The sequence below is a fragment of the Streptococcus pseudopneumoniae genome (assembly GCF_038148955.1).
GTDB lineage: Bacteria > Bacillota > Bacilli > Lactobacillales > Streptococcaceae > Streptococcus > Streptococcus pseudopneumoniae_T.
The window spans coordinates 39,654-64,983 of the sequence record NZ_JBBJZY010000003.1 but is presented as its reverse complement, the minus strand read 5'-3'; the positions used below and the strand labels follow the sequence as shown (position 1 = coordinate 64,983).

25 protein-coding genes are annotated in these 25,330 nt (G+C 41.2%); 20 read left to right on the top strand and 5 right to left on the bottom strand.

Annotated elements, in window-relative coordinates; genetic code table 11:
• Positions 1-26 precede the first annotated feature (26 nt).
• On the top strand, positions 27-1,877 hold the full coding sequence (locus WKI23_RS02025) for a nucleoside-diphosphate sugar epimerase/dehydratase (protein ID WP_368078778.1): 1,851 nt from the start codon (positions 27-29) through the stop codon (positions 1,875-1,877).
• A gap of 105 nt (positions 1,878-1,982) precedes the next feature.
• Here WKI23_RS02025 and WKI23_RS02020 read toward each other — a convergent pair whose 3' ends face one another.
• Genes WKI23_RS02020 through sdaAB form a run of 3 tightly spaced genes read right to left on the bottom strand, consistent with a single transcriptional unit; the run spans position 1,983 to position 4,189 of the window.
• The gene (locus tag WKI23_RS02020; RefSeq protein WP_368078777.1) at positions 1,983-2,615 is read right to left on the bottom strand and encodes an HAD family hydrolase; all 633 of its coding nucleotides are present in this window, start codon (positions 2,613-2,615) and stop codon (positions 1,983-1,985) included.
• 21 nt (positions 2,616-2,636) lie between these two features.
• Complete coding sequence (gene sdaAA, locus WKI23_RS02015) at positions 2,637-3,509, bottom strand: L-serine ammonia-lyase, iron-sulfur-dependent, subunit alpha (RefSeq protein ID WP_368078776.1); 873 nt, start codon at positions 3,507-3,509, stop codon at positions 2,637-2,639.
• 8 nt (positions 3,510-3,517) lie between these two features.
• On the bottom strand, positions 3,518-4,189 hold the full coding sequence (gene sdaAB, locus WKI23_RS02010; protein ID WP_000838912.1) for an L-serine ammonia-lyase, iron-sulfur-dependent subunit beta: 672 nt from the start codon (positions 4,187-4,189) through the stop codon (positions 3,518-3,520).
• Between the two features lie 240 nt (positions 4,190-4,429).
• On the opposite strand from sdaAB, the gene WKI23_RS02005 reads away from it, so the two are divergent.
• The 12 genes from WKI23_RS02005 to mnmG all read left to right on the top strand — a co-directional run bounded on the left by WKI23_RS02005 (position 4,430) and on the right by mnmG (position 18,130).
• The gene (locus WKI23_RS02005) at positions 4,430-5,053 is read left to right on the top strand and encodes a LysM peptidoglycan-binding domain-containing protein (RefSeq protein WP_368078775.1); all 624 of its coding nucleotides are present in this window, start codon (positions 4,430-4,432) and stop codon (positions 5,051-5,053) included.
• Positions 5,054-5,189: 136 nt separating this feature from the next.
• On the top strand, positions 5,190-6,047 hold the full coding sequence (locus WKI23_RS02000; protein ID WP_368078774.1) for a helix-turn-helix transcriptional regulator: 858 nt from the start codon (positions 5,190-5,192) through the stop codon (positions 6,045-6,047).
• A gap of 330 nt (positions 6,048-6,377) precedes the next feature.
• Positions 6,378-6,965: a hypothetical protein gene (locus tag WKI23_RS01995; protein WP_368078773.1), complete on the top strand. Its 588-nt coding sequence runs from the start codon at positions 6,378-6,380 to the stop codon at positions 6,963-6,965.
• Between the two features lie 285 nt (positions 6,966-7,250).
• Positions 7,251-9,359, top strand: coding sequence for a bacteriocin-associated integral membrane family protein (locus WKI23_RS01990; RefSeq protein ID WP_368078772.1), 2,109 nt, complete (start codon positions 7,251-7,253; stop codon positions 9,357-9,359).
• Positions 9,356-9,997 (top strand): ABC transporter ATP-binding protein, encoded by a 642-nt coding sequence (locus tag WKI23_RS01985; RefSeq protein ID WP_050390505.1) that lies wholly within the window; start codon positions 9,356-9,358, stop codon positions 9,995-9,997. The genes WKI23_RS01990 and WKI23_RS01985 overlap by 4 nt, the downstream gene beginning before the upstream one ends.
• A 206-nt stretch (positions 9,998-10,203) precedes the next feature.
• On the top strand, positions 10,204-11,010 hold the full coding sequence (locus tag WKI23_RS01980; protein ID WP_368078771.1) for an ABC transporter substrate-binding protein: 807 nt from the start codon (positions 10,204-10,206) through the stop codon (positions 11,008-11,010).
• Positions 11,011-11,026: 16 nt separating this feature from the next.
• A complete protein-coding gene (locus WKI23_RS01975) occupies positions 11,027-12,223 on the top strand; it encodes an argininosuccinate synthase (protein WP_368078770.1) in 1,197 nt (398 codons plus the stop codon).
• Between the two features lie 28 nt (positions 12,224-12,251).
• Positions 12,252-13,646, top strand: coding sequence for an argininosuccinate lyase (argH, locus tag WKI23_RS01970; RefSeq protein ID WP_368078769.1), 1,395 nt, complete (start codon positions 12,252-12,254; stop codon positions 13,644-13,646).
• 423 nt (positions 13,647-14,069) lie between these two features.
• Positions 14,070-15,191, top strand: coding sequence for a tRNA 2-thiouridine(34) synthase MnmA (gene mnmA, locus WKI23_RS01965; protein WP_368078768.1), 1,122 nt, complete (start codon positions 14,070-14,072; stop codon positions 15,189-15,191).
• A gap of 140 nt (positions 15,192-15,331) precedes the next feature.
• The gene (locus tag WKI23_RS01960) at positions 15,332-15,787 is read left to right on the top strand and encodes an NUDIX hydrolase (RefSeq protein WP_368078767.1); all 456 of its coding nucleotides are present in this window, start codon (positions 15,332-15,334) and stop codon (positions 15,785-15,787) included.
• 11 nt (positions 15,788-15,798) lie between these two features.
• Positions 15,799-16,227 (top strand): NUDIX hydrolase, encoded by a 429-nt coding sequence (locus WKI23_RS01955; protein WP_368078766.1) that lies wholly within the window; start codon positions 15,799-15,801, stop codon positions 16,225-16,227.
• A complete protein-coding gene (gene mnmG / locus WKI23_RS01950; RefSeq protein WP_042751782.1) occupies positions 16,217-18,130 on the top strand; it encodes a tRNA uridine-5-carboxymethylaminomethyl(34) synthesis enzyme MnmG in 1,914 nt (637 codons plus the stop codon). Before WKI23_RS01955 ends, mnmG begins: the two co-directional genes overlap by 11 nt.
• Positions 18,131-18,167: 37 nt before the next feature.
• Here mnmG and rnjA read toward each other — a convergent pair whose 3' ends face one another.
• Both rnjA and WKI23_RS01940 read right to left on the bottom strand, forming a co-directional pair.
• Positions 18,168-19,847 carry a ribonuclease J1 gene (rnjA, locus tag WKI23_RS01945; protein ID WP_143952736.1) on the bottom strand — a complete coding sequence of 560 codons (1,680 nt, stop codon included), beginning with the start codon at positions 19,845-19,847 and terminating at the stop codon, positions 18,168-18,170.
• A 1-nt stretch (position 19,848) separates the two neighbouring features.
• The gene (locus tag WKI23_RS01940; protein WP_000639572.1) at positions 19,849-20,082 is read right to left on the bottom strand and encodes a DNA-dependent RNA polymerase subunit epsilon; all 234 of its coding nucleotides are present in this window, start codon (positions 20,080-20,082) and stop codon (positions 19,849-19,851) included.
• Between the two features lie 349 nt (positions 20,083-20,431).
• Between WKI23_RS01940 and WKI23_RS01935 the strand changes: the two genes are divergently transcribed.
• The 7 genes from WKI23_RS01935 to WKI23_RS01905 all read left to right on the top strand — a co-directional run bounded on the left by WKI23_RS01935 (position 20,432) and on the right by WKI23_RS01905 (position 25,260).
• Positions 20,432-20,983 carry a hypothetical protein gene (locus WKI23_RS01935; RefSeq protein WP_000680805.1) on the top strand — a complete coding sequence of 184 codons (552 nt, stop codon included), beginning with the start codon at positions 20,432-20,434 and terminating at the stop codon, positions 20,981-20,983.
• A 232-nt stretch (positions 20,984-21,215) separates the two neighbouring features.
• Entirely contained in the window at positions 21,216-21,431 is a 216-nt protein-coding gene (locus tag WKI23_RS01930) for a hypothetical protein (protein WP_000282494.1), read from the top strand.
• Between the two features lie 104 nt (positions 21,432-21,535).
• Positions 21,536-22,219, top strand: a complete 684-nt coding sequence (tsaB, locus tag WKI23_RS01925) for a tRNA (adenosine(37)-N6)-threonylcarbamoyltransferase complex dimerization subunit type 1 TsaB (protein WP_049513052.1) — start codon at positions 21,536-21,538, stop codon at positions 22,217-22,219.
• The gene (gene rimI, locus WKI23_RS01920) at positions 22,216-22,653 is read left to right on the top strand and encodes a ribosomal protein S18-alanine N-acetyltransferase (protein ID WP_368078765.1); all 438 of its coding nucleotides are present in this window, start codon (positions 22,216-22,218) and stop codon (positions 22,651-22,653) included. Before tsaB ends, rimI begins: the two co-directional genes overlap by 4 nt.
• On the top strand, positions 22,643-23,653 hold the full coding sequence (gene tsaD / locus WKI23_RS01915) for a tRNA (adenosine(37)-N6)-threonylcarbamoyltransferase complex transferase subunit TsaD (protein ID WP_368078764.1): 1,011 nt from the start codon (positions 22,643-22,645) through the stop codon (positions 23,651-23,653). Before rimI ends, tsaD begins: the two co-directional genes overlap by 11 nt.
• A 103-nt stretch (positions 23,654-23,756) precedes the next feature.
• The gene (locus WKI23_RS01910; protein WP_368078763.1) at positions 23,757-24,620 is read left to right on the top strand and encodes an XRE/MutR family transcriptional regulator; all 864 of its coding nucleotides are present in this window, start codon (positions 23,757-23,759) and stop codon (positions 24,618-24,620) included.
• 355 nt (positions 24,621-24,975) lie between these two features.
• A complete protein-coding gene (locus WKI23_RS01905; protein WP_368078762.1) occupies positions 24,976-25,260 on the top strand; it encodes a hypothetical protein in 285 nt (94 codons plus the stop codon).
• The last annotated feature ends 70 nt before the right edge of the window (positions 25,261-25,330 follow it).

Sequence of the window (25,330 nt, the reverse complement as noted above, 5' to 3'; positions counted from 1 at the left end):
GCTCTTTTAAGGAGGAGTAAATTTCTATGAATAAAAAACTCACAGATTATGTGATTGATCTGGTGGAAATTTTAAATAAACAACAAAAACAAGTCTTCTGGGGCATATTTGATATTTTTAGTATGGTGGTTTCCATCATTGTATCTTATATCTTATTTTACGGACTAATTAACCCAGCACCTGTTGATTACATCATCTATACGAGTTTGGCCTTCCTGTTCTATCAATTGATGATTGCATTTTGGGGGTTGAACGCTAGTATCAGCCGTTACAGCAAGATTACGGATTTTATGAAAATCTTTTTTGGTGTGACTGCGAGCAGTGTTTTGTCTTATGGAATCTGCTATGCCTTCTTGCCACTCTTTTCAATCCGTTTCATCATTCTCTTTATCTTGTTGAGTACCTTCTTGATTTTATTGCCACGGATTACTTGGCAGTTAATCTACTCTAAACGCAAAAAAGGCAGTGGTGATGGAGAACACCGTCGGACCTTCTTGATTGGTGCTGGTGATGGTGGGGCCCTCTTTATGGATAGTTACCAACATCCAACCAGTGAATTAGAACTGGTCGGTATTTTGGATAAGGATTCTAAGAAAAAGGGTCAAAAACTTGGTGGTATTCCTGTTTTGGGCTCTTATGATAATCTGCCGGAATTAGCCAAACGCCACCAAATCGAGCGTGTCATCGTTGCGATTCCGTCGCTTGATCCGTCAGAATATGAGCGTATCTTGCAGATGTGTAATAAGCTGGGTGTCAAATGTTACAAGATGCCTAAGGTTGAAACCGTTGTTCAGGGACTTCACCAAGCAGGTGGAGGCTTCCAGAAGATTGATATCACAGACCTTTTGGGTCGTCAGGAAATTCGTCTTGACGAATCGCGTCTGGGTACAGAACTTACAGGTAAGACCATCTTAGTCACAGGGGCTGGTGGTTCAATCGGTTCTGAAATCTGTCGCCAAGTTAGCCGCTTCAATCCTGAACGCATCGTCTTGCTCGGTCACGGGGAAAATTCAATCTACCTTGTTTATCATGAATTGATTCGCAAGTTCCAAGGGATTGATTATGTACCAGTTATCGCAGATATTCAAGACTACGACCGTCTCTTGCAAGTCTTTGAGCAGTACAAGCCAGCTATTGTTTATCATGCGGCGGCCCACAAACACGTTCCTATGATGGAGCGCAATCCAAAAGAAGCCTTCAAGAACAATATTCGTGGAACCTACAATGTTGCTAGGGCTGTTGATGAAGCCAAAGTACCTAAAATGGTTATGATTTCGACAGATAAGGCGGTTAATCCACCCAATGTTATGGGAGCAACCAAGCGCGTGGCTGAGTTGATTGTCACTGGCTTTAACCAACGTAGCCAATCAACCTACTGTGCGGTTCGTTTTGGGAATGTTCTTGGTAGCCGTGGTAGTGTGATTCCAGTCTTTGAACGTCAGATTGCTGAAGGTGGGCCTGTAACGGTAACAGACTTCCGCATGACCCGTTACTTTATGACCATCCCAGAAGCTAGCCGTTTGGTTATCCATGCTGGTGCTTATGCCAAGGATGGAGAAGTCTTTATCCTTGATATGGGCAAACCAGTCAAGATTTATGACTTGGCTAAGAAAATGGTCCTTCTAAGTGGACACACCGAAAGTGAAATTCCAATCGTTGAAGTTGGAATCCGACCAGGTGAAAAACTCTACGAAGAACTCTTGGTGTCAACCGAACTGGTTGATAATCAGGTTATGGATAAGATTTTCGTTGGTAAGGTCAATGTCATGCCTCTAGAAGCCATCGATCAAAAGATTGAAGAGTTCCGCACTCTCAGTGGAGATGAGTTGAAGCAGGCTATTATCGCCTTTGCTAATCAAACAACCCACGTTGAATAAAAAAGAAAAACGCATATTATCAAGTTGTTCACCTTGGTAATATGCGTTTTGTTATGTATAGATTGCCTCATTTTCTTCTGAAATGGAGTTGTTGCCCAGTCTATGTTATTGGAAATAGGCCAAAACGTCTATGGGTTTGTGGGCGATATAATCAGGTTGATAGTTTAGTAGATCTGCTTGCTCTCCAAATCCCCAAGTGACGGCCAATTTCTGAATGCCTGTTTCTTGAGCCCCTAGCATATCAAACTTGGTATCACCGATGATGATGGCCTGTTCAGGGGCTAGTTGATGTGTCTGCAAGGCTTGGCGAATGACATCTGCCTTATGGGGTGCTTCAGGACTGGAACCATAAATGTCCTCAAAGAAATGATGGATTCCCAAATTTTTAGTCATATCCTGAGCGGTTGGAGTATTCTTTGTAGTGGTGATATAGAGAGGATAATTTTTTGATAATTCCTCAAGCAATTCTACAATCTGAGGGAAGAGCTGAGCTTCATGGATGCCTTTTTCCTTATAGTAAGAACGGTATATCTGCACAGCTTCAGAGATTTGTTCTTTGGGAAGGCAGGTCGCAAAACTACTTTCAAGGGGCGGTCCCATAAAACCACGAATCGTTTTGGCATCAGGGCTAGGCACGCCTAGCTCCTTAAAAGTATGGGTAAAGGCATTGTGAATCCCGATAGAACTGTCAACGAGGGTTCCATCCAGATCAAAAAAGATAGCTGAGATAGAGGTCATAGTTTCTCCTATTTGATAAGCTTATTCTCCGAAAATTTCTTTTTGGAGGCGACGACCAGTTGGGGTAGCAGCTAGTCCACCTTCAGCTGTTTCACGAAAGGCAGTTGGCATGCTTGCTCCTACTTGATACATGGCATCGATAACTTCATCCACAGGGATTTTAGATTCGATACCTGCCAAGGCCATGTCTGCTGCGATGAAGGCAAAGCTAGCTCCCATGGCATTGCGTTTGACACAGGGAACTTCGACCAAACCTGCAACAGGATCACAGATGAGACCCAGCATATTTTTAATGACAAAGGCAATGGCTTGGCTGGCCTGATAAGGTGTTCCACCAGCAGCTAGAGTCAAGGCGGCAGCACTCATAGCAGAGGCCGAACCAACCTCGGCCTGACAGCCACCCTCAGCGCCTGAGATAGAGGCATTGTTTGCGATGACTAGTCCAAAGGCACCGGCAGCAAAGAGGAAATCCAGCTGTTGTTCGTGGCTGAGGTCTAATTTTTCAATAGCAGCAGTGAGAACTGAAGGCAGACAGCCAGCACTTCCAGCGGTCGGAGTGGCACAAACCAAGCCCATTTTTGCATTGTGTTCATTGACTGCGATGGCATTTCGAGCAGCAGAGAGAATCGTATAATCCGATAAGGTTTTTCCGTTTTTGATGTAGTGGTCCAATTTGGCAGCATCTCCACCTGTCAGGCCACTACGAGATTTATTTTCATTGAGGCCGAGTTGGACAGAGGCTTTCATGACTTCCAGATTGCGCTCCATGAGAAGGAGAACCTCTTCACGTTCGCGACCGGTCAATTCAAACTCTGTTGTAATCATGAGTTCTGCGATATTTCCTTGGAAGTCCAGTTCTGCCTGCTCGACCAATTCTTTGATAGAATAAAACATGCTTCCTCCTATTTAAAGAAATTGACATTGTGGAGATGAGGGATTTTTCGAATTTCTTCGATGGCCTCATCACAGTTGCGACTGTCAACTTCGATAATCATAATAGCTTTTTCACCAGCTTTTTCACGAGTAACATTCATCTGGGCGATATTGATACCATAGCGTGAAAGGGCCTCCGTTACGAGGGCAATCATACCTGGAATATCTTGATGAACAATGATGATAGTCGGTGTATTCATATTGAGAGAGACGGCAAAGCCATTGAGTTCGGTTACCTGAATATTTCCTCCACCGATAGAAATACCAGTCACGCTGATGGTCTTGTGAGCATTTTTGACGGTAATTTTAGTGGTATTAGGATGCGGAGCATTGCTGTCTTTCTGAATGGTCCAGACAATCTTGATGCCACGCTTGTGGGCAATCTCCAGACTGTTTGGAATTTCAGGATCATCTGTATCCATGCCCAAAATACCTGCAACAAGGGCTAGGTCTGTCCCGTGACCACGATAGGTCTTGGCAAATGAGTTAAAAAGTTGGAATTCGACTTCTGTCGGAGTATCATCAAAAATGGAAGAGACAATCTTCCCAATACGGACAGCACCAGCTGTATGGCTACTAGATGGGCCAATCATAACTGGTCCGATGATATCAAAGACAGATTGAAAACGAAGTGATTTCATCAGTTTCCCCTTATAAAAATTCTTATCTCTATTATATCAAAGAATGAGGGTCTTGGCTTTAATTGTGGATGAAAACCTTTTTACACTACAAATAGCATAAAAATAGTATCTTTTATGACAAAAAACACATTATTTAGGGAAATAAAAAATAATTTTGTAATATTTCTACATAAAAGTGTCAAGAAACAGTAATATTTAAAGGGTATGATAGAACTATAGAAAGAAGGAGAATTTTCAAATATGAAATCAACAACTAAAAAGATTAAAGCAACTCTTGCAGGAGTAGCTGCCTTGTTTACAGTATTTGCTCCAGCATTTGTATCTGCTCAAGAATCATCAACTTACACTGTTAAAGAAGGTGATACACTTTCAGAAATCGCTGAAACTCACAACACAACAGTTGAAAAATTGGCAGAAAACAACCACATTGACAACATTCATTTGATTTATGTTGGTCAAGAGTTGGTTATTGATGGCCCTGTAGCGCCTGCTTCAACACCAGCGCCAACTACTTATGCAGCACCAGCTGCTCAAGATGAAACTGTTTCAGCTCCAGTAGCAGAAACTACAGAAGTAGTGGAAGAAACTCCAGTAGTAAGCGAAGCAGTAGCAGAAGAAACAGTTGCTTCAACTGTCAGCGGATCTGAAGCAGAAGCCAAAGAATGGATCGCTCAAAAAGAATCAGGCGGTAGCTACACAGCTACAAACGGACGTTATATCGGACGTTACCAATTGACAGATTCATACTTGAACGGTGACTACTCAGCTGAAAACCAAGAACGTGTAGCAGATGCCTACGTTGCAGGACGTTACGGTTCATGGACAGCTGCTAAAAACTTCTGGCTTAACAACGGCTGGTATTAAGAAATAGGGGAAGAGCTTTGAATAGCTCTTTTTTCTTACATTTTGAGAAGTCTGTTCACTCTTTGTAGACAATATGACATAATCTTCTTAAAAAGTAGTATAATGTTTTTATAGAATATAAATAGTGGTGGATAGCATGCATGCATTATTAGCAACAAGATTAAAAAATAAGCGAAAAGAGCTGGGCTGGTCGCAAAAAGAATTGGCAGAAGGAATTTGCCAACAAACTCAGATAAGTCGCATGGAACAAGGTAAATATATGCCAGGAGCAGATTTGTTATATAAATTATCTGAAAAAATGGGCTTAAATATGGACTATTTCTTTTCAGGAGAAATTTCGAAAGAGTTTCTAGGCTTGTCTGCTTTCAAGAGGTTGTCTGAAACATTGTTGGAAAATCAAGATTATGCCTCTTTGAAATATGCTTTTGAGGGAGAAAGAAAGCAACAGATTTCTTTATCTTTTGATGAAAAGATTTATCTGGACTGGATAGATGCCATTCTAACCTATCAATGTGAACATCAATTAAAACTAGCTATTTCAAAAATAGAGGACATCCTCAGTAGGATTAGTATTGAGAAAGTGGACTACTTATATATTTTGAATACCCTGCTGATTTTCTTAGGCTATGATGAGGATAAGGAGAAATTTGAACAACTATATGAACAGGTTTCCGTAGCTCTTTCAAAAATCGATACCAGTGTGCGTGAACAAATTGAGTTGTATATCAAAATAAAATACAATTATTGTTACCACCTTTGGAAACAGGAGGAGATGGATAAGTCCAGAGCGCTATTATTGGAGATAATTGAATTTTGTAACAAATATCATAGTAGCTTTAGGTTAGCAGATTTATATTGTTTGTTGGGAAATGTAACAGAGGCTCTTGATATCTCTGTTGCTAAGGACTATTATATAAAAGCTAAGGTGCTTTATCTAATTGAAAATAATGAAGTCATGGCACTCAAGGTAGAACAATATCTGATGGATAAGTAGTCGGAGAATGTATAAGGATAGCAGAAGCTATCTTTTTTATGCGCAGAATATAACTATAATTCTTCTTTTTGAAAACATTTAGATTATTACTTAAATTACTTGACAGTTTATATATGTTGATTTATAATATAGGTAAAGCAAGAATTTTGTAAGCGTTAACAAATACAGTGCCCTTAACTTTGTATTCATCAAAGAATTATGATGTAGCTAGAAAAGAAAGAATTCTAGCTTGATATAATGTTACCAGTCTTATTTAAAGTTATGATGGAACTATTTTCAAAATAAATAGGCCTCTGTTTTAGGCAGAAGCGTGAATCAGGAGGTTAAGCGATGAACTACAATTTAAAATATATCTTATCAGGAATATTTGTCCTAGTCTTTATAGGTTTCCTAGTCTGGATGCGTTATTTTAATCAGAAGAAGGAAAAGGAGCATTCAGATGTGTCTTTTGAAGCGAGGTTAGATAGTGAAGTCAAGACCTTATATAAACAACTAGGATTGGGTGAGGAGCCTCATTATTTCTTAGCATATCGCTACTTACACCCTTGGTTTAATCTAGCGATTTTACCACCAACAGTTGAAATTCTCTTAACTAAAATAGCGTTGGTGATGGTAACTCCAGATGAACTACTGATAAGAAATATTGGGAATGGGATGACTTTCACAAGTGAGTATCATCGTGATTTGCGACAAGGACTTATCCGCATTCCAAAATCAGAGATGAAAGAATTTGAGATTCGTAACTGGAAAAAATTTTTTGTATTTGGCGATTTTTTGACAATTAAAACAAGCCAACATAGCTATTATTTGCAGGTTAGAGATGATGGACTTCAAAAAGGAAGTCTTTCTACCAAACATTTCTCCGACTTGAAACGACAAGATTTTCTCGGATTATTGACAGATAAAAGAACATTCTGATAGACAATTGCTTTAGAGTCTTATTGTAAACTTTACAAATGAGCTGTAAACACTAGAATCCATTCAGAAAGGCAATTCCTATGCAAAATAAAATTTTAATCATTGTTTATATTTTAGCCTCGCTAATCATCAGTTTTATAATCTTTTCACTTTTACATATTGATTTTAGATGGTGGACAACTCTGGCTATAAGTGCAGGATTTATTTACACCTACTTAAAATTTAGTAAAAAATAAAAAGCAATTGTACCTATATCGCTTTCGTCTTTTCACAGGAGGTATCTCTATGAAAAAAATCAGTCATCTTTGTATGCTCCTGCTTTTGCTGTGTACTACGTTTTTTGTCCTGAATGTAAATGTTACACGTGAAATAGTGCGGATTCAGGAGATGGGCAAGACAACCTATTCATTTGACTTGTACTTGAAAGATGTCACTAAACCGACAGAAACGATTCTCCAATTTTTTGAAGAGGTTGCAAGTCAAGACAAGGTCTCTATTATCAAAGTAGATAATGGCGATGAGGCCGTCAAGGCTGGTGTTTTTAATAAGGAAACCTTCCCCTATCAGGAGTTCGGTCTGACTTCTCTGGATTTTTCAAAGAATGAGAAGGGAGTCTACAGCAACCAGGACCTTCCCAATAATCTAGGAACCATTCCCACCTTTTTAAAGGTGAAACTCATTCGACTCCAGACCTTCCGATCCTATATTGAGGATAAATCCCATACTGTAAATGGGCGCTACATGATTACCTCCAGCAAAGAGATAGATCGTGATACCATTCTACAAAAGTGGAGTGATTTTTTCCAGATAGATAAGACGATTTTGTTAGAACCCACTTACCGAAGTCAGGTTGGAGTGCTAAATCAAGAGTTGTTACTATCTATCATTATCTTTATCTTGGCAATCTTGCTTGTGATTTTAATGACAGTTTATCAGCCGATGATGGAGATGAAACGAGTGGGGGTTCAAAAGTTACTTGGTTTTCAAAGCAGAGCGATTTTAGCTGGTTTTGTAAAGACTAATTTTTATCTTCTCTTGGGTGGAAGTCTTATCATTGACTTGGGACTATTTTTAGTGCTGGACTACAGACCAAAACTTCTGTTCCCAAGTTTACTTTTATCCCAATTTCTGCTTTTACAGTTGTATTTGTTCATCAGTTGGCTGACCTACCTGATGATTCAGAAAATGACAGTCAGTTCCATGTTGAAAGGTTTTTCATCTGTCAAACTTGGTCTTATCTTCAATTATGTGATGAAAATAGGGACAACTATTTTACTGACGGTTTTACTGATTGGGGTAGGCAGAAGTCTAGAACAAGAAAACAAAGAACTTGCTTATCAGCAACAGTGGGTAAGTCAAGGTAATTACCTGACCTTAGAAACCTTCAAACTCAATGATAATCTGTGGCAAGAAGAGCTAGCAGGGTCAGGGAAATCTACAGATTATTTCTATCGATTTTATCAGGATTTGGTAGAAAAAACGCAGGCGGGCTATGTGCAGAGTAGCAGTCTTCCTGTAAAAAATTTTGTCCAATCAGAACAGATTCAGCAATATCAGTTAACAGATACGGTGGATGTTTACTATGCCAATCGCAATTTTCTAAAGAGCAAGGGATTCAAGCTACCAGATACCGGTATTAAAAAAGTTATTTTGATGCCAGCAAGTACGAAAGGTGAAGAAGATAAAAATCAGCTCTTGGGGAAGTTAATTGCCTTTCATTCGATGAAGTATGAAGAGCAGCAAAAACGAACGATAGAGGAGATGGATGTCGAGATTGCCTATTATGAAGGAGATTGGTCATTTTTCCCATATAGTAATAAGCGAAAGGAAAATCTCTCCAATCCAATTATTAGCTTGGTCAATGATTCTGATATGATGTGGGATGAGAAAGCCTCCCTGTCAACAACTGGCTTAAATAATCCGATTAAAATTGAAAATACGGTTCAACATCAAAAAGAGATTACAGAGTTAGTTGAGAAATTGTCAGATGGAAATTATTTAAAATTTTCATCTATTCAAGCAATTCAAGAGGGGATAGTTGATACCTATCGGGATTCTGTTCGTAATTTTAACGTTCTTTTTGCCTTATTTGCTCTTCTCAGTATGATTGTCTCCTACTTTTTACTCGTTACCACTTTCTTGTTGAAGCGCAGGGATATCATTACCAAGAAGTTTATGGGGTGGAAACTGGTCGATCGCTACCGTCCTCTCCTCGTTCTGCTCTTGCTGGGCTATAGTCTCCCTCTTCTGGTCTTGATTTTCTTTGCCCATGCGCTCTTGCCGCTTCTGCTGTTTGCAGGTTTTACATGTCTGGATATACTATTTGTGCTAGGCTTGGCTTCTAGGATGGAGAAAAGAAGTCTAGTAGAGTTATTGAAAGGGGGCATCTTATGATTGAGTTGGAAAATATTACCAAAACCATTGGGGGAAAAGTGATTTTGGATCACTTGTCTCTCAGGATTGATCAGGGGGATTTGGTAGCCATTGTTGGTAAGAGTGGTAGTGGTAAGTCGACCTTGTTAAATTTATTAGGTTTGATAGATGGTGATTATAGCGGACGGTATGAGATTTTTGGCCAGACAAATCTAGCGGTCAATTCTGCCAAGTCGCAAACAATAATCCGTGAACATATCTCTTATCTATTTCAAAATTTTGCCCTGATTGATGATGAAACGGTCGAGTACAATCTCATGCTGGCGCTGAAATATGTGAAATTGTCCAAGAAAGACAAGCTCAAAAAGGTGGAAGAGATTTTAGAGAGGGTAGGTTTGTCAGCTACTTTGCATCAAAAGGTCTCTGAGTTATCTGGTGGCGAACAACAACGAATTGCAGTTGCTAGAGCCATTTTAAAACCCAGCCAGCTGATTTTAGCCGATGAACCAACAGGTTCGCTGGATCCTGAAAATAGAGATTTGGTCTTGAAATTTCTCTTAGAGATGAATCGAGAAGGGAAAACAGTCATTATCGTGACCCACGATGCTTATGTAGCCCAACAATGTCATCGTATCATTGAATTGGGCAAGGGAAAATGAGTTCGTCCAGCTACTTTTGACTGACTGAATACTCATGTTTTCCAAAGAGAAATAGCATAAATACGCCTAGGAATGACATTTTTATGTAATTTTCCTAGGTTTTTCTGTTTTAAATTGAAAAAAATTACAATTTAGGCTTGACAAACGATGAGGATAGGAGTATTATTTATACAACTAAAAAGAATAAACATAAAGGAGGCTTTGTTATGAATAAGATGAAGAAGGTGTTGATGACGATGTTTGGTTTAGTGATGCTCCCCCTACTATTTGCTTGTAGTAACAATCAATCGGCTGGAATTGAAGCCATCAAGTCCAAAGGAAAATTGGTTGTAGCCCTCAATCCAGATTTTGCTCCATTTGAATACCAAAAAGTGGTTGATGGGAAAAATCAGATTGTGGGTTCAGATATCGAATTAGCCAAGGCTATCGCAACAGAACTAGGTGTTGAATTGGAACTATCTCCCATGAGTTTTGACAATGTACTGGCTAGTGTTCAATCAGGAAAAGCTGACCTTGCCATATCAGGTGTTTCTAAGACAGATGAACGGAGTAAGGTATTCGATTTTTCAACTCCCTACTATACTTCAAAAAATAAGCTCATTGTCAAAAAATCTGATTTAGCCACTTATCAGTCTGTAAACGACTTAGCGCAGAAAAAGGTCGGAGCGCAGAAAGGTTCGATTCAGGAGACGATGGCGAAAGATTTGCTACAAAATTCTTCCCTCGTATCTCTGCCTAAAAATGGGAATTTAATCACAGATTTAAAATCAGGGCAAGTGGATGCCGTTATCTTTGAAGAACCAGTTGCTAAGGGATTTGTGGAAAATAATCCTGATTTAGCAATCGCAGACCTCAATTTTGAAAAAGAGCAAGAGGATTCCTACGCGGTCGCTATGAAAAAAGATAGCAAGGAATTGAAAGAGGCAGTCGATAAAACCATTCAAAAGTTGAAGGAGTCTGGAGAATTAGACAAACTCATTGAGGATGCCTTTAAAGCGTCCATTGAAAAATAGAAAGAAGGAAAAGAACATGAGTAAAGAAAAAGTAATTTTGGCCTATTCTGGCGGTTTGGATACATCAGTTGCTATTACCTGGCTAAAGAAAGACTATGATGTTGTTGCAGTTTGTATGGATGTGGGTGAAGGGAAAGACTTAGATTTCATCCATGATAAGGCTCTCAAGGTTGGAGCAGTCGAATCTTATGTTATTGATGTTAAGGACGAATTTGCTACAGATTATGTGCTAGTGGCTCTCCAGTCACATGCCTACTATGAACAAAAGTACCCCTTGGTATCTGCCTTGAGCCGCCCTCTTATTTCTAAAAAATTGGTTGAAATCGCGCATCAGACAGGAGCGACTACAATTGCTCATGGTTGTACAGGTAAGGGGAATGACCAAGTACGTTTTGAAGTATCGATTGCAGCCTTGGATCCCAATTTAAAAGTGATTGCGCCAGTTCGTGAATGGAAATGGTCTCGGGAGGAAGAAATTCATTATGCCAAGGAAAATGGGGTGCCTGTTCCTGCTGACCTTGACAATCCTTACTCTGTTGACCAAAATCTTTGGGGACGTGCCAATGAGTGTGGTATTTTGGAAAATCCATGGAATCAGGCTCCAGAAGAAGCCTTTGGCATCACATCTTCTCCAGAGCAAGCTCCAGATACGCCAGAATACATTGAGATTGAGTTTAGTGAAGGTGTTCCAGTTTCCCTCAATGGAGAAGGGCTAAAATTGGCAGATTTGATTCAAAAACTCAATGAAATAGCTGGGAAACATGGGGTCGGACGGATTGACCACGTGGAAAATCGTTTGGTTGGGATTAAATCAAGAGAAATCTATGAGTGCCCAGGGGCAGTGACCCTACTGACAGCTCATAAGGAAATTGAGGATTTGACGCTTGTGAGAGAAGTGGCTCATTTTAAACCAATCATAGAAAATGAATTATCAAATCTCATTTATAATGCTTTGTGGTTTAGTCCGGCTACACAAGCCTTGATTGCTTATATTAAAGAGACTCAAAAAGTTGTCAATGGGACTGCAAAAGTTAAACTGTATAAGGGGAGTGCTCAGGTCGTGGCTCGGAAATCACCAAATTCTCTTTACGATGAAAATTTGGCGACGTATACTAGTGCAGATACCTTTGACCAAGATGCGGCTGTTGGCTTTATTAAGTTGTGGGGACTTCCAACCAAGGTTCATTCTGAGGTTCAAAAAAGCGCCAAATAGGACGATTGGCTAGAGAGGTGGATGTGATATGGCTAAGAATACAAAATTATGGGGTGGTCGCTTTGAAGGTACTGTCGAAGACTGGGTAGAGCGCTTTGGTGCGAGTATATCTTTTGACCAGAAATTAGCTAAATTTGATGTGATTGGTTCCTTAGCCCACGTTCAGATGTTGGGCCAGACGGGCATTTTGAGTTTGGAGGAGTCAGAAAAGATTCAAGCAGGCTTGAAAGAGCTTTTAGAAGAGCTAGAGGCAGGTCAACTTGATTTTGATATTGCAAACGAAGATATTCATATGAATATGGAAGTGTTGCTGACAGAAAAAATTGGTCCCCTTGCAGGGAAGCTACATACGGCTCGTTCTCGAAATGACCAAGTTGCGACAGATATGCACTTGTATCTCAAGGAACAACTAGGTCATGTCCTAGATAAACTGGCTCATCTCAAGGGTGTTTTATTAGACTTGGCGGAAAATCATGTGGAGACGATCATGCCGGGCTATACTCATCTGCAACATGCCCAGCCTATTAGTTTTGCCCATCACCTGATGGCTTACTACAACATGTTTCAAAGAGACAGTGAACGTTTTGTATTTAACCAGCAACATACAGACCTATGCCCTCTAGGTGCGGCAGCTTTGGCAGGAACAACTTTCCCCATTGATCGCCAATTGTCTAGCAATTTGCTGGAGTTTAAGCAACCTTATACAAATTCTTTGGATGCTGTTAGTGACCGCGATTTTATCTTAGAATTTCTATCCAATGCCAGCATACTCATGATGCATATGAGCCGTTTTTGCGAAGAAATGATCAATTGGTGTAGTTTTGAGTACCAATTCATTACCTTGTCAGATACGTTTACAACAGGTTCCTCTATTATGCCCCAAAAGAAAAATCCAGATATGGCTGAGTTGATTCGAGGAAAGACTGGCAGAGTTTATGGGAATCTGTTTGGGCTATTGACAGTCATGAAGTCCTTGCCTTTAGCTTATAATAAGGATTTGCAAGAGGATAAGGAAGGAATGTTTGACACGGTCGAAACGATTTTAAATTCCCTCGATGTATTGGCAGGTATGTTATCTAGCTTGCAGGTAAACAAGGAAAAAATGCAAGAGTCTACAGAGAAGGACTTTTCAAATGCAACTGAGTTGGCAGATTATTTGGCAGGGAAAGGCTTGCCATTTAGAGAAGCTCATGAGGTTGTGGGAAGATTAGTGCTAGACTCTATCAAGTCTGCTAAAAATATTCAAGATTGGACTTTGGAGGAATTGCAAACCTATCATTCCCTCATTGCCGAGGATATTTATGTCTACTTGCAACCTAAAACTGCTGTTCAAAGACGAAATTCCTTGGGAGGTACAGGATTTGACCAAGTGAAATACCAGATTGCAGTTGCTAAGAAAGCGAATGAAGCTAAAAAGTGCTAGATTGATAGGTTTAGAACAAGAGGTTGGTAGATTATCAGCCTCTTTCTTGTCTTCTCCAACCAAGCATGTTATAATGAATACTGCTCAAGCGACCTTCAATCGTTAAAGCACACACGACCTTCAATCGTGAACTAGTCATTTCGTTTATCTTTTATTACGTCGTTAACTCGAAATGAGATGCAAGCTGAGCTTGTCTGATTTATAACCTCAATCAGTCTCCCAGACTGATTGAGCGAACTCAAGTTATGCCTGTGACTCGTTGCCTATCATATTTTCATTTTAAGATGATAGGTTAAAATGGTCTCCTAGACCATTTTACTACTAAAAGCAAACGAAATGACTATACTCAAATAAATTCTATTGAAAGTCATAGTAAATAGAATTTTGAGGGGTATAAATAAACGAATAGATGGGAGACTTACCATGAGTGATAACTCTAAGACACGTGTTGTCGTGGGGATGAGTGGTGGTGTTGATTCGTCGGTGACGGCTCTCTTGCTCAAGGAGCAGGGTTACGATGTGATTGGTATCTTCATGAAGAACTGGGACGACACAGATGAAAACGGCGTCTGTACGGCGACCGAAGATTACAAGGATGTGGCTGCGGTAGCAGACCAGATTGGCATTCCTTACTACTCTGTCAACTTTGAAAAAGAGTACTGGGACCGCGTTTTCGAGTATTTCCTAGCGGAATACCGTGCAGGGCGCACGCCAAATCCGGACGTTATGTGCAATAAGGAAATCAAGTTCAAGGCCTTTTTGGACTATGCTATGACCTTGGGGGCAGACTATGTGGCGACTGGGCATTATGCTCGAGTGGCGCGTGATGAGGATAGCACTGTTCACATGCTTCGTGGCGTGGACAATGGCAAGGATCAGACTTATTTCCTCAGCCAACTTTCGCAAGAACAACTTCAAAAAACCATGTTCCCACTGGGACATTTGGAAAAGCCGGAAGTGCGAAAACTAGCAGAAGAAGCAGGACTTGCGACTGCTAAGAAGAAAGATTCGACAGGGATTTGTTTTATCGGAGAAAAGAACTTTAAAAACTTTCTCAGCAACTACCTGCCAGCTCAACCAGGTCGCATGATGACTGTAGATGGTCGCGATATGGGCGAGCATGCAGGTCTTATGTACTATACGATTGGTCAGCGTGGCGGCCTCGGTATCGGTGGGCAACACGGCGGTGACAATGCCCCTTGGTTCGTTGTCGGAAAAGACCTAAGCAAGAATATCCTCTATGTCGGTCAAGGTTTCTACCATGATTCGCTCATGTCAACCAGCCTAGAGGCTAGCCAAGTCCACTTTACTCGTGACATGCCAGAGGAGTTTACGCTCGAATGTACGGCTAAATTCCGCTATCGTCAACCTGATTCGAAGGTGACCGTCCATGTCAAAGGAGACAAGGCAGAGGTCATCTTTGCAGAACCGCAACGCGCGATTACACCAGGACAGGCAGTTGTCTTTTACGATGGCGAAGAGTGTCTAGGTGGTGGCTTGATTGACAATGCTTATCGCTATGGACAAGTTTGTCAGTACATTTAGATTGACAAATTTTCTCAATTTGCTACAATAATAAAAGCAATAGAAATGATGGTCAAAGCTCATGGATGTTGCAGGCTTTTTTGTCCTGCACTTCTTTGGAGTTTTGACTGTTTTTGTGTCGTTTAAGGGAAAGGACAAGAATGACTCAACAAGACTTTCGGACAAAAACAGGAAATACGGTTTTTGGAGTTCGGGCGACAGCCTTGATTCTCCAAAATCGCAAGCTTCTAGTCACCAAAGATAAGGGCAAGTATTACACTATTGGCGGTGCGATTCAAGTCAATGAAAGCACGGAAGACGCGGTAGTCCGCGAAGTGAGGGAAGAACTGGGTGTCAAAGCTCAAGCTGGGCAACTAGCTTTTGTGGTTGAAAATCGTTTTGAACAGGACGGTGTTTCCTATCACAATATCGAGTTTCATTATCTGGTGGACTTGCTTGAAGATGCCCCATTGACTATGCAGGAAGATGAGAAGACGCAACCTTGCGAATGGATTGACTTGGACCAGCTTCAGGATTTCCAGCTAGTTCCAGCCTTTCTAAAAACGGCCCTACCAGATTGGGACGGCCAACTAAGACACATTCATCTTGAGAAATAGGAGAGAAAAGGATGGTTAAGCTTATTGCCCATGTACTTGTTTATAGTGGTGATGATTATTTGCTCATTCAGCGTTCGGAAATTAAAAGAGGACAACCCAACGTTTATCCAACTTACTGGGATATTCCTGGTGGCGGGGTTGAAAAGGGTGAACTTCCGCGAGATGGAGCTCTTAGAGAATGTATTGAAGAAGTGGGAGTTAGGCTAGATAGCAGTTCGCTCAAACTTCTTCACGAAGATAGTCAACTGGATACCTCTAAGGATACTATCTTTACTCGCTTAGTTTATAAAGCAGAGTGGGTTGGGGAGAAGCCAATTATCAGATTAGATCCTGAAGAGCATACACACTTTAAATGGGTTACTATGGATCAAGCTCTAGAGGAGGAGAAGTTAGTTCCTTATTTACGAGAAATTTTTGAAAGGTTAAGAAATGACATATAATTTTACTGAAGAATACGATATTATTGTAATCGGTGCGGGACACGCTGGGGTAGAAGCATCCCTAGCTGCTAGTCGTATGGGTTGTAAGGTCTTACTTGCGACCATCAACATTGAAATGTTGGCTTTCATGCCTTGTAACCCCTCTATCGGTGGTTCTGCCAAGGGGATCGTTGTGCGTGAAGTTGATGCCCTCGGTGGCGAGATGGCCAAGACTATTGACAAGACTTACATCCAGATGAAGATGCTCAACACAGGGAAGGGGCCAGCTGTCCGTGCCCTTCGTGCGCAGGCTGACAAGGAACTTTACTCTAAGGAAATGCGCAAGACAGTTGAAAATCAAGAAAATCTGACCCTTCGTCAGACCATGATTGATGAGATTTTGGTGGAAGATGGCAAGGTTGTCGGTGTGCGTACTGCGACCCATCAAGAGTATGCTGCTAAGGCTGTTATCGTGACGACAGGGACGGCCCTCCGTGGGGAAATCATCATCGGAGACCTCAAGTACTCATCAGGGCCAAACCACAGCCTAGCTTCGATTAACCTTGCTGATAACCTTAAGGAATTGGGCCTCGAAATCGGTCGTTTCAAGACAGGGACCCCTCCACGTGTCAAGGCTTCGTCTATCAATTACGACGTGACAGAAATCCAGCCAGGAGACGAAGCGCCTAATCACTTCTCATACACTTCACGTGATGAGGACTATGTCAAGGACCAAGTGCCATGCTGGTTGACCTACACCAACGGTACCAGTCATGAGATTATCCAAAACAACCTCCACCGTGCGCCTATGTTTACAGGTGTGGTCAAGGGAGTGGGCCCTCGTTACTGTCCGTCTATTGAAGACAAGATTGTGCGCTTTGCGGACAAGGAACGCCACCAACTTTTCCTTGAGCCAGAAGGGCGCAATACAGAGGAAGTCTATGTCCAAGGTCTTTCAACCAGTCTGCCTGAGGACGTCCAACGTGAGCTGGTTCATTCCATTAAAGGGTTGGAAAATGCAGAGATGATGCGAACAGGTTATGCCATTGAGTATGACATGGTCTTGCCTCACCAGTTGCGTGCGACTCTGGAAACCAAGAAAATCTCAGGTCTTTTCACTGCTGGTCAGACAAATGGGACATCAGGTTACGAAGAGGCTGCTGGTCAAGGGATTATCGCGGGTATCAATGCGGCTCTGAAAGTCCAAGGCAAGCCTGAGTTGATTTTGAAGCGTAGTGACGGTTATATCGGGGTGATGATTGACGACTTGGTGACCAAGGGAACCATTGAACCCTACCGTCTCTTGACCAGTCGTGCTGAATACCGTCTCATTCTCCGTCATGACAATGCTGATATGCGTTTGACAGAGATGGGGCGTGAGATTGGACTTGTGGATGATGAACGCTGGGCTCGCTTTGAAATCAAGAAAAATCAATTTGACAATGAGATGAAACGCCTAGACAGTATCAAACTCAAGCCAGTCAAGGAAACCAATGCCAAGGTTGAGGAGATGGGCTTCAAGCCGTTGACAGATGCGGTGACCGCCAAGGAATTCCTTCGCCGTCCAGAAGTTTCTTACCAAGATGTGGTGGCCTTCATCGGGCCAGCTGCAGAGGACTTGGATGACAAGATTATCGAATTGATTGAAACAGAAATCAAGTACGAAGGTTATATTTCCAAAGCCATGGATCAGGTTGCCAAGATGAAACGCATGGAAGAAAAACGTATTCCAGCAAATATTGACTGGGATGACATTGATTCTATCGCAACCGAAGCCCGTCAGAAGTTCAAACTCATCAATCCAGAAACTATCGGCCAAGCCAGCCGTATTTCGGGAGTAAATCCAGCAGATATTTCTATTTTGATGGTGTATCTGGAAGGTAAAAATCGTAGTATTTCTAAGAATCAAGAAAAGAAAGCATAGAGAAAAACAGCTCCGAAGACGGGGCTGTTTTGTTGGTTTATTCTTCATCTGGTGTGAGGATCATCGGGATGATAATCGGTTCACGTTCTGTATTTTCATAAAGGAAGGGGCGAATAGCGTTGACAATGGCACCATTGACAGATTGCACGCTAGCATCCTTATTTTTCAGTGCGATACGAATTGCATTGAAGAGGATGCGTTGGCTTTGGCGAATCAAGTCACCAGATTCTCTCATGTAGACAAAGCCTCGGCTGAGGATATCTGGACCAGACAGAATCATCTGCGACTTGAAGTCAACAGTTGCGACTGCTAGAACGACACCGTCTTCAGATAGATCGCGACGGTCTTTGAGGACAGCAGCACCGATTTCACCGATACGATTTCCATCGACATAGATGTCTTGGGCGTTGAAATGGCCTGCGATACGAGCAGAATCTGCAGTAAGGGCAAGCACATCACCATTGCTCATGATAAAGATATTGTCCTTCTCAACACCAGTATCCACTGCTAGTCCAGCGTGGACTTTTTGCATGCGGTATTCACCGTGGACAGGCATGAAGTATTTTGGCTTAATCAAGCGGAGCATGAGTTTTTGCTCTTGCTGGCCACCGTGTCCAGATGTATGAATATTGTTCACTTTACCGTGGATAACTTCGACACCAGCTTCAGAAATGATGTTAATCAGCTTGTTGACGCTAGTCGTGTTTCCAGGGATTGGACTTGAAGAGAAGATAACTGTATCGCCGGGCTGGAGTTGTACCTGACGGTGGGTTCCGTTGGCGATACGAGAGAGGGCTGCCATCGGCTCACCCTGACTACCTGTACAGAGGATAAGAATCTCGCCTGCAGGGTAATCTTTGATTTCATTTGGCTCGATAAAGGTTCCCTTAGGAGCTTTGATGTAGCCAAGCTCGATTCCGTTGACAATGGCCTTTTCCATGGAACGACCAAAGACTGCAATCTTACGTCCAGTCTTAACAGCAGCTTCTGTTGCTTGTTGGAGACGGAAGATATTTGAGGCAAAGGATGCAAAGATGATACGTCCCTCTATGCCTTGGATAATCTTCATGATGGACTGGCCAACGACTTTTTCAGAGTTGGTAAAGGTTGGAATTTCTGCATTTGTCGAGTCAGACAGGAGACAGAGTACACCGTCTTCACCAAGAGCTGCCATACGGTGCAAATCTGCTGGTTCACCAACTGGTGTTAAGTCAAACTTGAAGTCACCCGTACAGACAATTTTCCCTTGAGGAGTATGAATGACAATCCCCAAAGGTTCTGGAATAGAGTGAGTCGTTCTAAAGAAAGTTGCCTTGAGATTTTTAAAGGTCAACTCAGTATTGTGGTTGATTTCGTAAAGTTTGGCGTTGCGCAAGAGGCCGTGTTCTTCGAGTTTCCCACGGATCAAAGCCAAGGCAAGCGGCCCAGCGTAGATAGGGACATTTGCTTGCTTGAGTAGGAATGGAATCCCACCGATGTGGTCCTCGTGTCCGTGTGTGATTAAGACAGCCTTGACGCGGTCGATATTGTCTACGATGTAAGAGTAGTCAGGAATGACATAGTCGATACCCAGCAAGTCATCTTCTGGGAATTTAATCCCAGCATCGACGATGATAATCTCATCTTGGTATTCAATTCCGTAAGTGTTTTTCCCGATTTCTCCCAGACCACCGATGGCAAAAACGCCGACTTCTTCAGGTTTAAGAGTATAGGCCATATTAGAACTCCGTAATTTCGAAGGCGCCAGTTTCTTTTTCGTAATCTAGCAATTTGTCAGACAAGAGTTCGATATACTCGATATTGTACTCTGGGCGATTTTCTTCGACAAGTTGGCGAGCAGCGATACGGCCCTCAAGTTCTGAGCTGGCATCAATGTCTAGGTAAAGTGCGCGTGTTGTTTCACGACGTGGGCTACGTTCTTTTGTTTCTTGATAAAAAACTTTGTAAATCATATAGTTCCTTTCTATTTACAGGTCAGCTTATTCCAAACTTTTAGCAGATATTTGCTTGATTTCATTCCATTTTGTGTCTAGATTGACCTTGATTCGTTACAATTATTTCAATTATACCACAAAATGAAAAATTAGTAAAAGACGGAAACGAGAAAGTCAGGGGACGATTTCTTTAGTAAGCGCTTGCAATTTCAAAAAGTATGTACTATAATAATAGAAAGAAATAGTCTAAGCTGGAAAGGAAATAATTCGGAAACTATATTGTTTAGTGCTATTGCTATTATGTTTAACTTTATAGATACTATTGATGTATTTGATAGTATGAGCTCAATAGAGAAAGGATTCTGCGATGAAACATAAGTTTAGTTTTATTTTGATTGTTTTGGCTTTTTTCACCACAACTTTATTTGCTATTTATAGTTCTGCTTCAGCACTAGAGTCTAATCACAGAGTAGAATATTCTTGGTTATCTGAATTGGATAAAGTTACCGAATTGAATGAACATGGTTTCCCTGTAGTTAGATTAGATAAAGCAGAGGAGCTTGGTTTAGATAATGAAGCTTTGGAGGTAGGGCGTGTTTTAAACGAAATCGTAACGGATATAGAGACTAACGGAGAGTCAACTGCTTTGGCTAGAATGGATCGCTCTCTTTTTCCTATAGGCTCTTATGGTAATTATTGTGGTTATGGAAATAATGGATATTCTATTCCAGCTATTGATGATTTAGATATGGCTTGTTTCTATCATGATAAGTGTTTTAAGGGATTTTTAGCAGATAATAGAAGTTGCAATATCGCATTCCTAGCAAGATTATCTCCTATTGTAGCAAATAATGCTTGGAATACAACTAAAGGAGCATATGCAAGAGCAGCTGTGGTTCTATTTTCTAGATTCGTATAAGACCAAGTTTTTGTAAAATATGAGTTGTTACGTAAAAGTGTTGATATGAGTATTGGTGTCTATGAACAGAATCTTATTTTATAAGTTTTAACTTATCTTTTAAGGTTTCTGTTTATAGGCGCTTGTAGATGTGTTTATGTCTTTAAAAAATATATTTGCGATATTAAAAATGGATACTTATGCAATATTTCACTTTACTTATTAAGATAATTTTAAACTAAGGAGGTTCCCTATGTATAACTTATTTGCTTTTGCTATCGGAGTTCGCGTGGTAGCTTTTATCGTTTTTATTGCTTGTGTTTATGGAGGGAATCTTCTATTTGCCAAACTGGAACGACGACAAACCAAGTTCTTGTGGAAGATTACCTTTGTGACTCTCTATTCGCTTTTTCTCCTCCTTGTAACCTATGTCGTTTGGTTTGTATTTTACTTTGGATTAAATGCTTAGATGCCCTGCTCATGCTGGGGCACTCTTGTTTAGGGATAAAGAAAATTCCCATGTGCCAGCTTTTGTAGTATAATAGTAAGCAGACAAAAAGATAGGAATGTGTTATGAAAGTATTAGCTTTTGATACGTCCAGCAAGGCTCTTTCTCTCGCTATTTTAGAGGACAAGCAGGTTCTTGCCGAGACGACGATTAATATTAAGAAAAATCACAGTATTACCCTTATGCCTGCCATTGATTTTTTGATGGCAAGTTTGGATTGGACGCCCAAGGATTTGGACCGAATCGTGGTGGCAGAGGGACCAGGTAGCTACACAGGCTTGCGAATTGCGGTGGCAACTGCCAAAACCTTAGCTCACACTCTGAACATCGAGTTGGTTGGTATGTCTAGCCTCTTGGCTTTGGTGCCATATCAACAAGAAGGCTTGTTCGTTCCTTTGATGGATGCGCGTCGCAACAATGTTTACGCAGGATTTTATGAAAATGCCAAACCTGTCATGCCAGAAGCACACCTGCCCTTTGAGCGAGTGATTGAGTTAATCAAGGGGGCTAGTCAGGTAACCTTTGTCGGAGAAGTTGGCCCCTTTGTGGAGCAGATTCAAGAACACTTGCCAAGGACTAATTTCAAAGAAACCTTGCCTAATGCAGCCAATCTAGCTCTTTTAGCCTGGGACAAGGAAGCAGACTCCTTGCATGATTTTGTGCCGAATTACCTCAAACGAGTCGAGGCTGAGGAAAACTGGCTCAAGAACCACACCGAGTCTGGAGAATCTTACATTAAACGCCTATGATAGAGGTCAAACGAATCCAACAGCAGCCTGACTTGGCTCAAGACATCTACGCTGTCATAGTAGCTGTTTACCCGGTTATCCCTTGGACATTGGAACAAATCCAAGCAGACCTGTCCCAAGATCAGACTTGGTATGCTCTGGCTTATGATGGGACAGAAGTGATTGGCTTTCTAGCTGTGCAGGAGAATCTATTTGAAGCAGAAGTTTTGCAAATCGCTGTCAAGAAAACTTATCAGGGTCAGGGAATTGCATCAGCCTTGTTTGCTCAATTGCCGATAGACAAGGAGATTTTCCTCGAAGTCAGAAAGTCAAATCAACGAGCGCAAGCATTTTACAAGAAAGAAAAGATGGCGGTCATCGCTGAGCGAAAGGCCTACTACCATGACCCAGTCGAGGACGCCATCATCATGAAGAGAGAAATAGATGAAGGATAGATATATTTTAGCATTTGAGACTTCCTGTGATGAGACTAGTGTCGCCGTCTTGAAAAACGACGATGAGCTCTTGTCCAATGTCATTGCTAGTCAAATTGAGAGTCACAAACGTTTTGGAGGCGTAGTGCCAGAAGTAGCTAGTCGACACCATGTAGAGGTTATTACGGCCTGTATCGAGGAGGCGTTGGCAGAAGCAGGGATTACCGAAGACGATGTGACAGCTGTTGCAGTTACCTATGGACCTGGCTTGGTTGGAGCCTTACTCGTTGGTTTGTCAGCTGCCAAGGCCTTTGCTTGGGCACATGGGCTTCCGCTGATTCCCGTTAACCACATGGCTGGCCACCTCATGGCAGCTCAGAGCGTGGAGCCTTTGGAGTTCCCCTTGTTAGCACTTTTAGTAAGTGGTGGGCACACAGAGTTGGTCTATGTTTCTGAGGCTGGTGATTACAAGATTGTTGGGGAAACGCGAGATGATGCGGTTGGTGAGGCTTATGATAAGGTCGGCCGTGTCATGGGCTTGACCTATCCTGCAGGTCGTGAGATTGACGAGTTGGCTCATCGGGGGCAAGATATTTATGATTTCCCTCGTGCCATGATTAAGGAAGATAATCTAGAGTTTTCATTTTCAGGTTTGAAATCTGCCTTTATCAACCTTCACCACAATGCCGAGCAAAAGGGAGAGAGCTTGTCAACAGAGGACTTGTGTGCGTCCTTCCAAGCAGCAATTATGGATATTCTCATGGCAAAAACTAAGAAGGCTTTGGAGAAATACCCTGTTAAAACCCTAGTCGTGGCAGGTGGCGTGGCAGCTAATAAAGGTCTCAGAGAACGTCTAGCAGCCGAAATCACAGATGTCAAGGTTATCATTCCACCTCTGCGCCTCTGCGGAGACAATGCAGGTATGATTGCCTATGCCAGCGTCAGCGAGTGGAACAAAGAAAACTTCTCAGGCTTGGATCTCAATGCCAAACCAAGTCTCGCTTTTGATACTATAGAATAAAGAGTCAGCTTAAGGCTGGCTTTTTTAATCACCAAAGTGTCAGAATATTTTGACAAAACTATAAAAATAATGATATAATATGCAAAAGCTAGGAGGTGGTAGGATGATTGAAAAAATGGAATTGGGGGAATTTTACAAGGAATTACGTTTGGCTAGAAAGCTCAAGCAGTCAGATGTGGCTTGTGACGGGCTAACAGCTTCTCAGTTGTCCAAGTTTGAGCTAGGGCAGTCCATGTTGTCTGCTGATAAGCTCATATTAGCCATTCAAGGGATCAATATGAACTTTGATGAGTTTGGTCATAAGCTCAACAACTACCAAGAATCTCCACATATGCGAATTGGTAGAAGGATTGTGGATCGCTTTGCTCATCAAGATATAGCTGGCTTAGAGCAACTGTTGGAGGAAGTCGAGCAAGGACAGATGGCAGAGACCTATCGTTGTTTGAATGCCATTGTGATTAAAAATGCTATTCATTCCTTAAATAAGAGCTATCTGCTAACAGAGGAGGATAGGGAGTTTTTGACTACTTATCTCTATGCTATTGAGTCTTGGACCTGGTTTGAACTCTATCTCTTTTGTAATACCATGCCCTTCTTGAGCAATCAAGATCTGATTTTTTTATCAACCTCTTTGCTTGAAAAATCCAAGGAATTTAAAGAGTTGGTACATAATAGACTGTATATGAAGCAAGGACTCTTAAATATCTTATCAGAACTCATGGAGCGAAAACTTTTCTCCTACATCCCAATCTTCGAAGCCGAGTTGGAGAACATGTTGCGTCCGTACGATGTTTTTGAGAAAGTATCGTGGCAATTTTTAAAGAAAATGAGTGTCTTTCTTCAAACTAAAGGAAGCAATCAAAAAGAGATTGAACACTTTATCCAATCTCTGCAAGTATTAGAAAATCCACAATTGATAGCCCTTTTTGAATTGCGCTTGCAGCAATTCAAAGAGCTTATCGATTAGTTAGAAATGGCAAAATGATAATAATATCAGCAACGATTGTCAATAATGTTAAAATTTGTTTCTTCATAGTTGCTCCACTCCTTAATTAGTAATAACTTTATTATATCAGGGAAATAATCAAATCCACCAAAATCGCAAATCTGAAATTTCTATAAGAAAAAATATCAAATATGCGATTTTCTAAAATAAGGCAATTTCTGTGTTATACTGTCCTTGTAAAGCACTTGAAGCAAATCCTAGGTCGCAGAAGTGGTTTATAGATGGGAATTCGGACAGTAGATGTTTAATTCTGAGCATACTGTAAATAGTTGGACTAAAAGTGAAACTTGGCGTCCTAGATAAGATGAGGTAAACGATGGGAAAACAGAGTCAGTTACAAATTTTAATTCATTCCCTGTACAATAATAAAGAAATTAGCTTGACGGAAGAATTTAGGAAGCAATTGCTGGAGACAGCGAAACAGTTTTCTAGTAGTAGTGAAGATTTGCTAGCTGTACGTCTATCATTTGCCATCTCTAAAGAATTGTTGGGATTTAAAGGTGAACCGCCGACAGAGTTGTTGGATTTAGCAAAATTTGTACAAAAGAAAGAAACTAAATACAAGCAGGGAATAGTGTGGTCTGGTATTTTTAAAATATGATTCATTATAAAATACGGTATTAACGGTTATATAATGAATGAATCTAACATGAAAAATATATAAGCGAGAC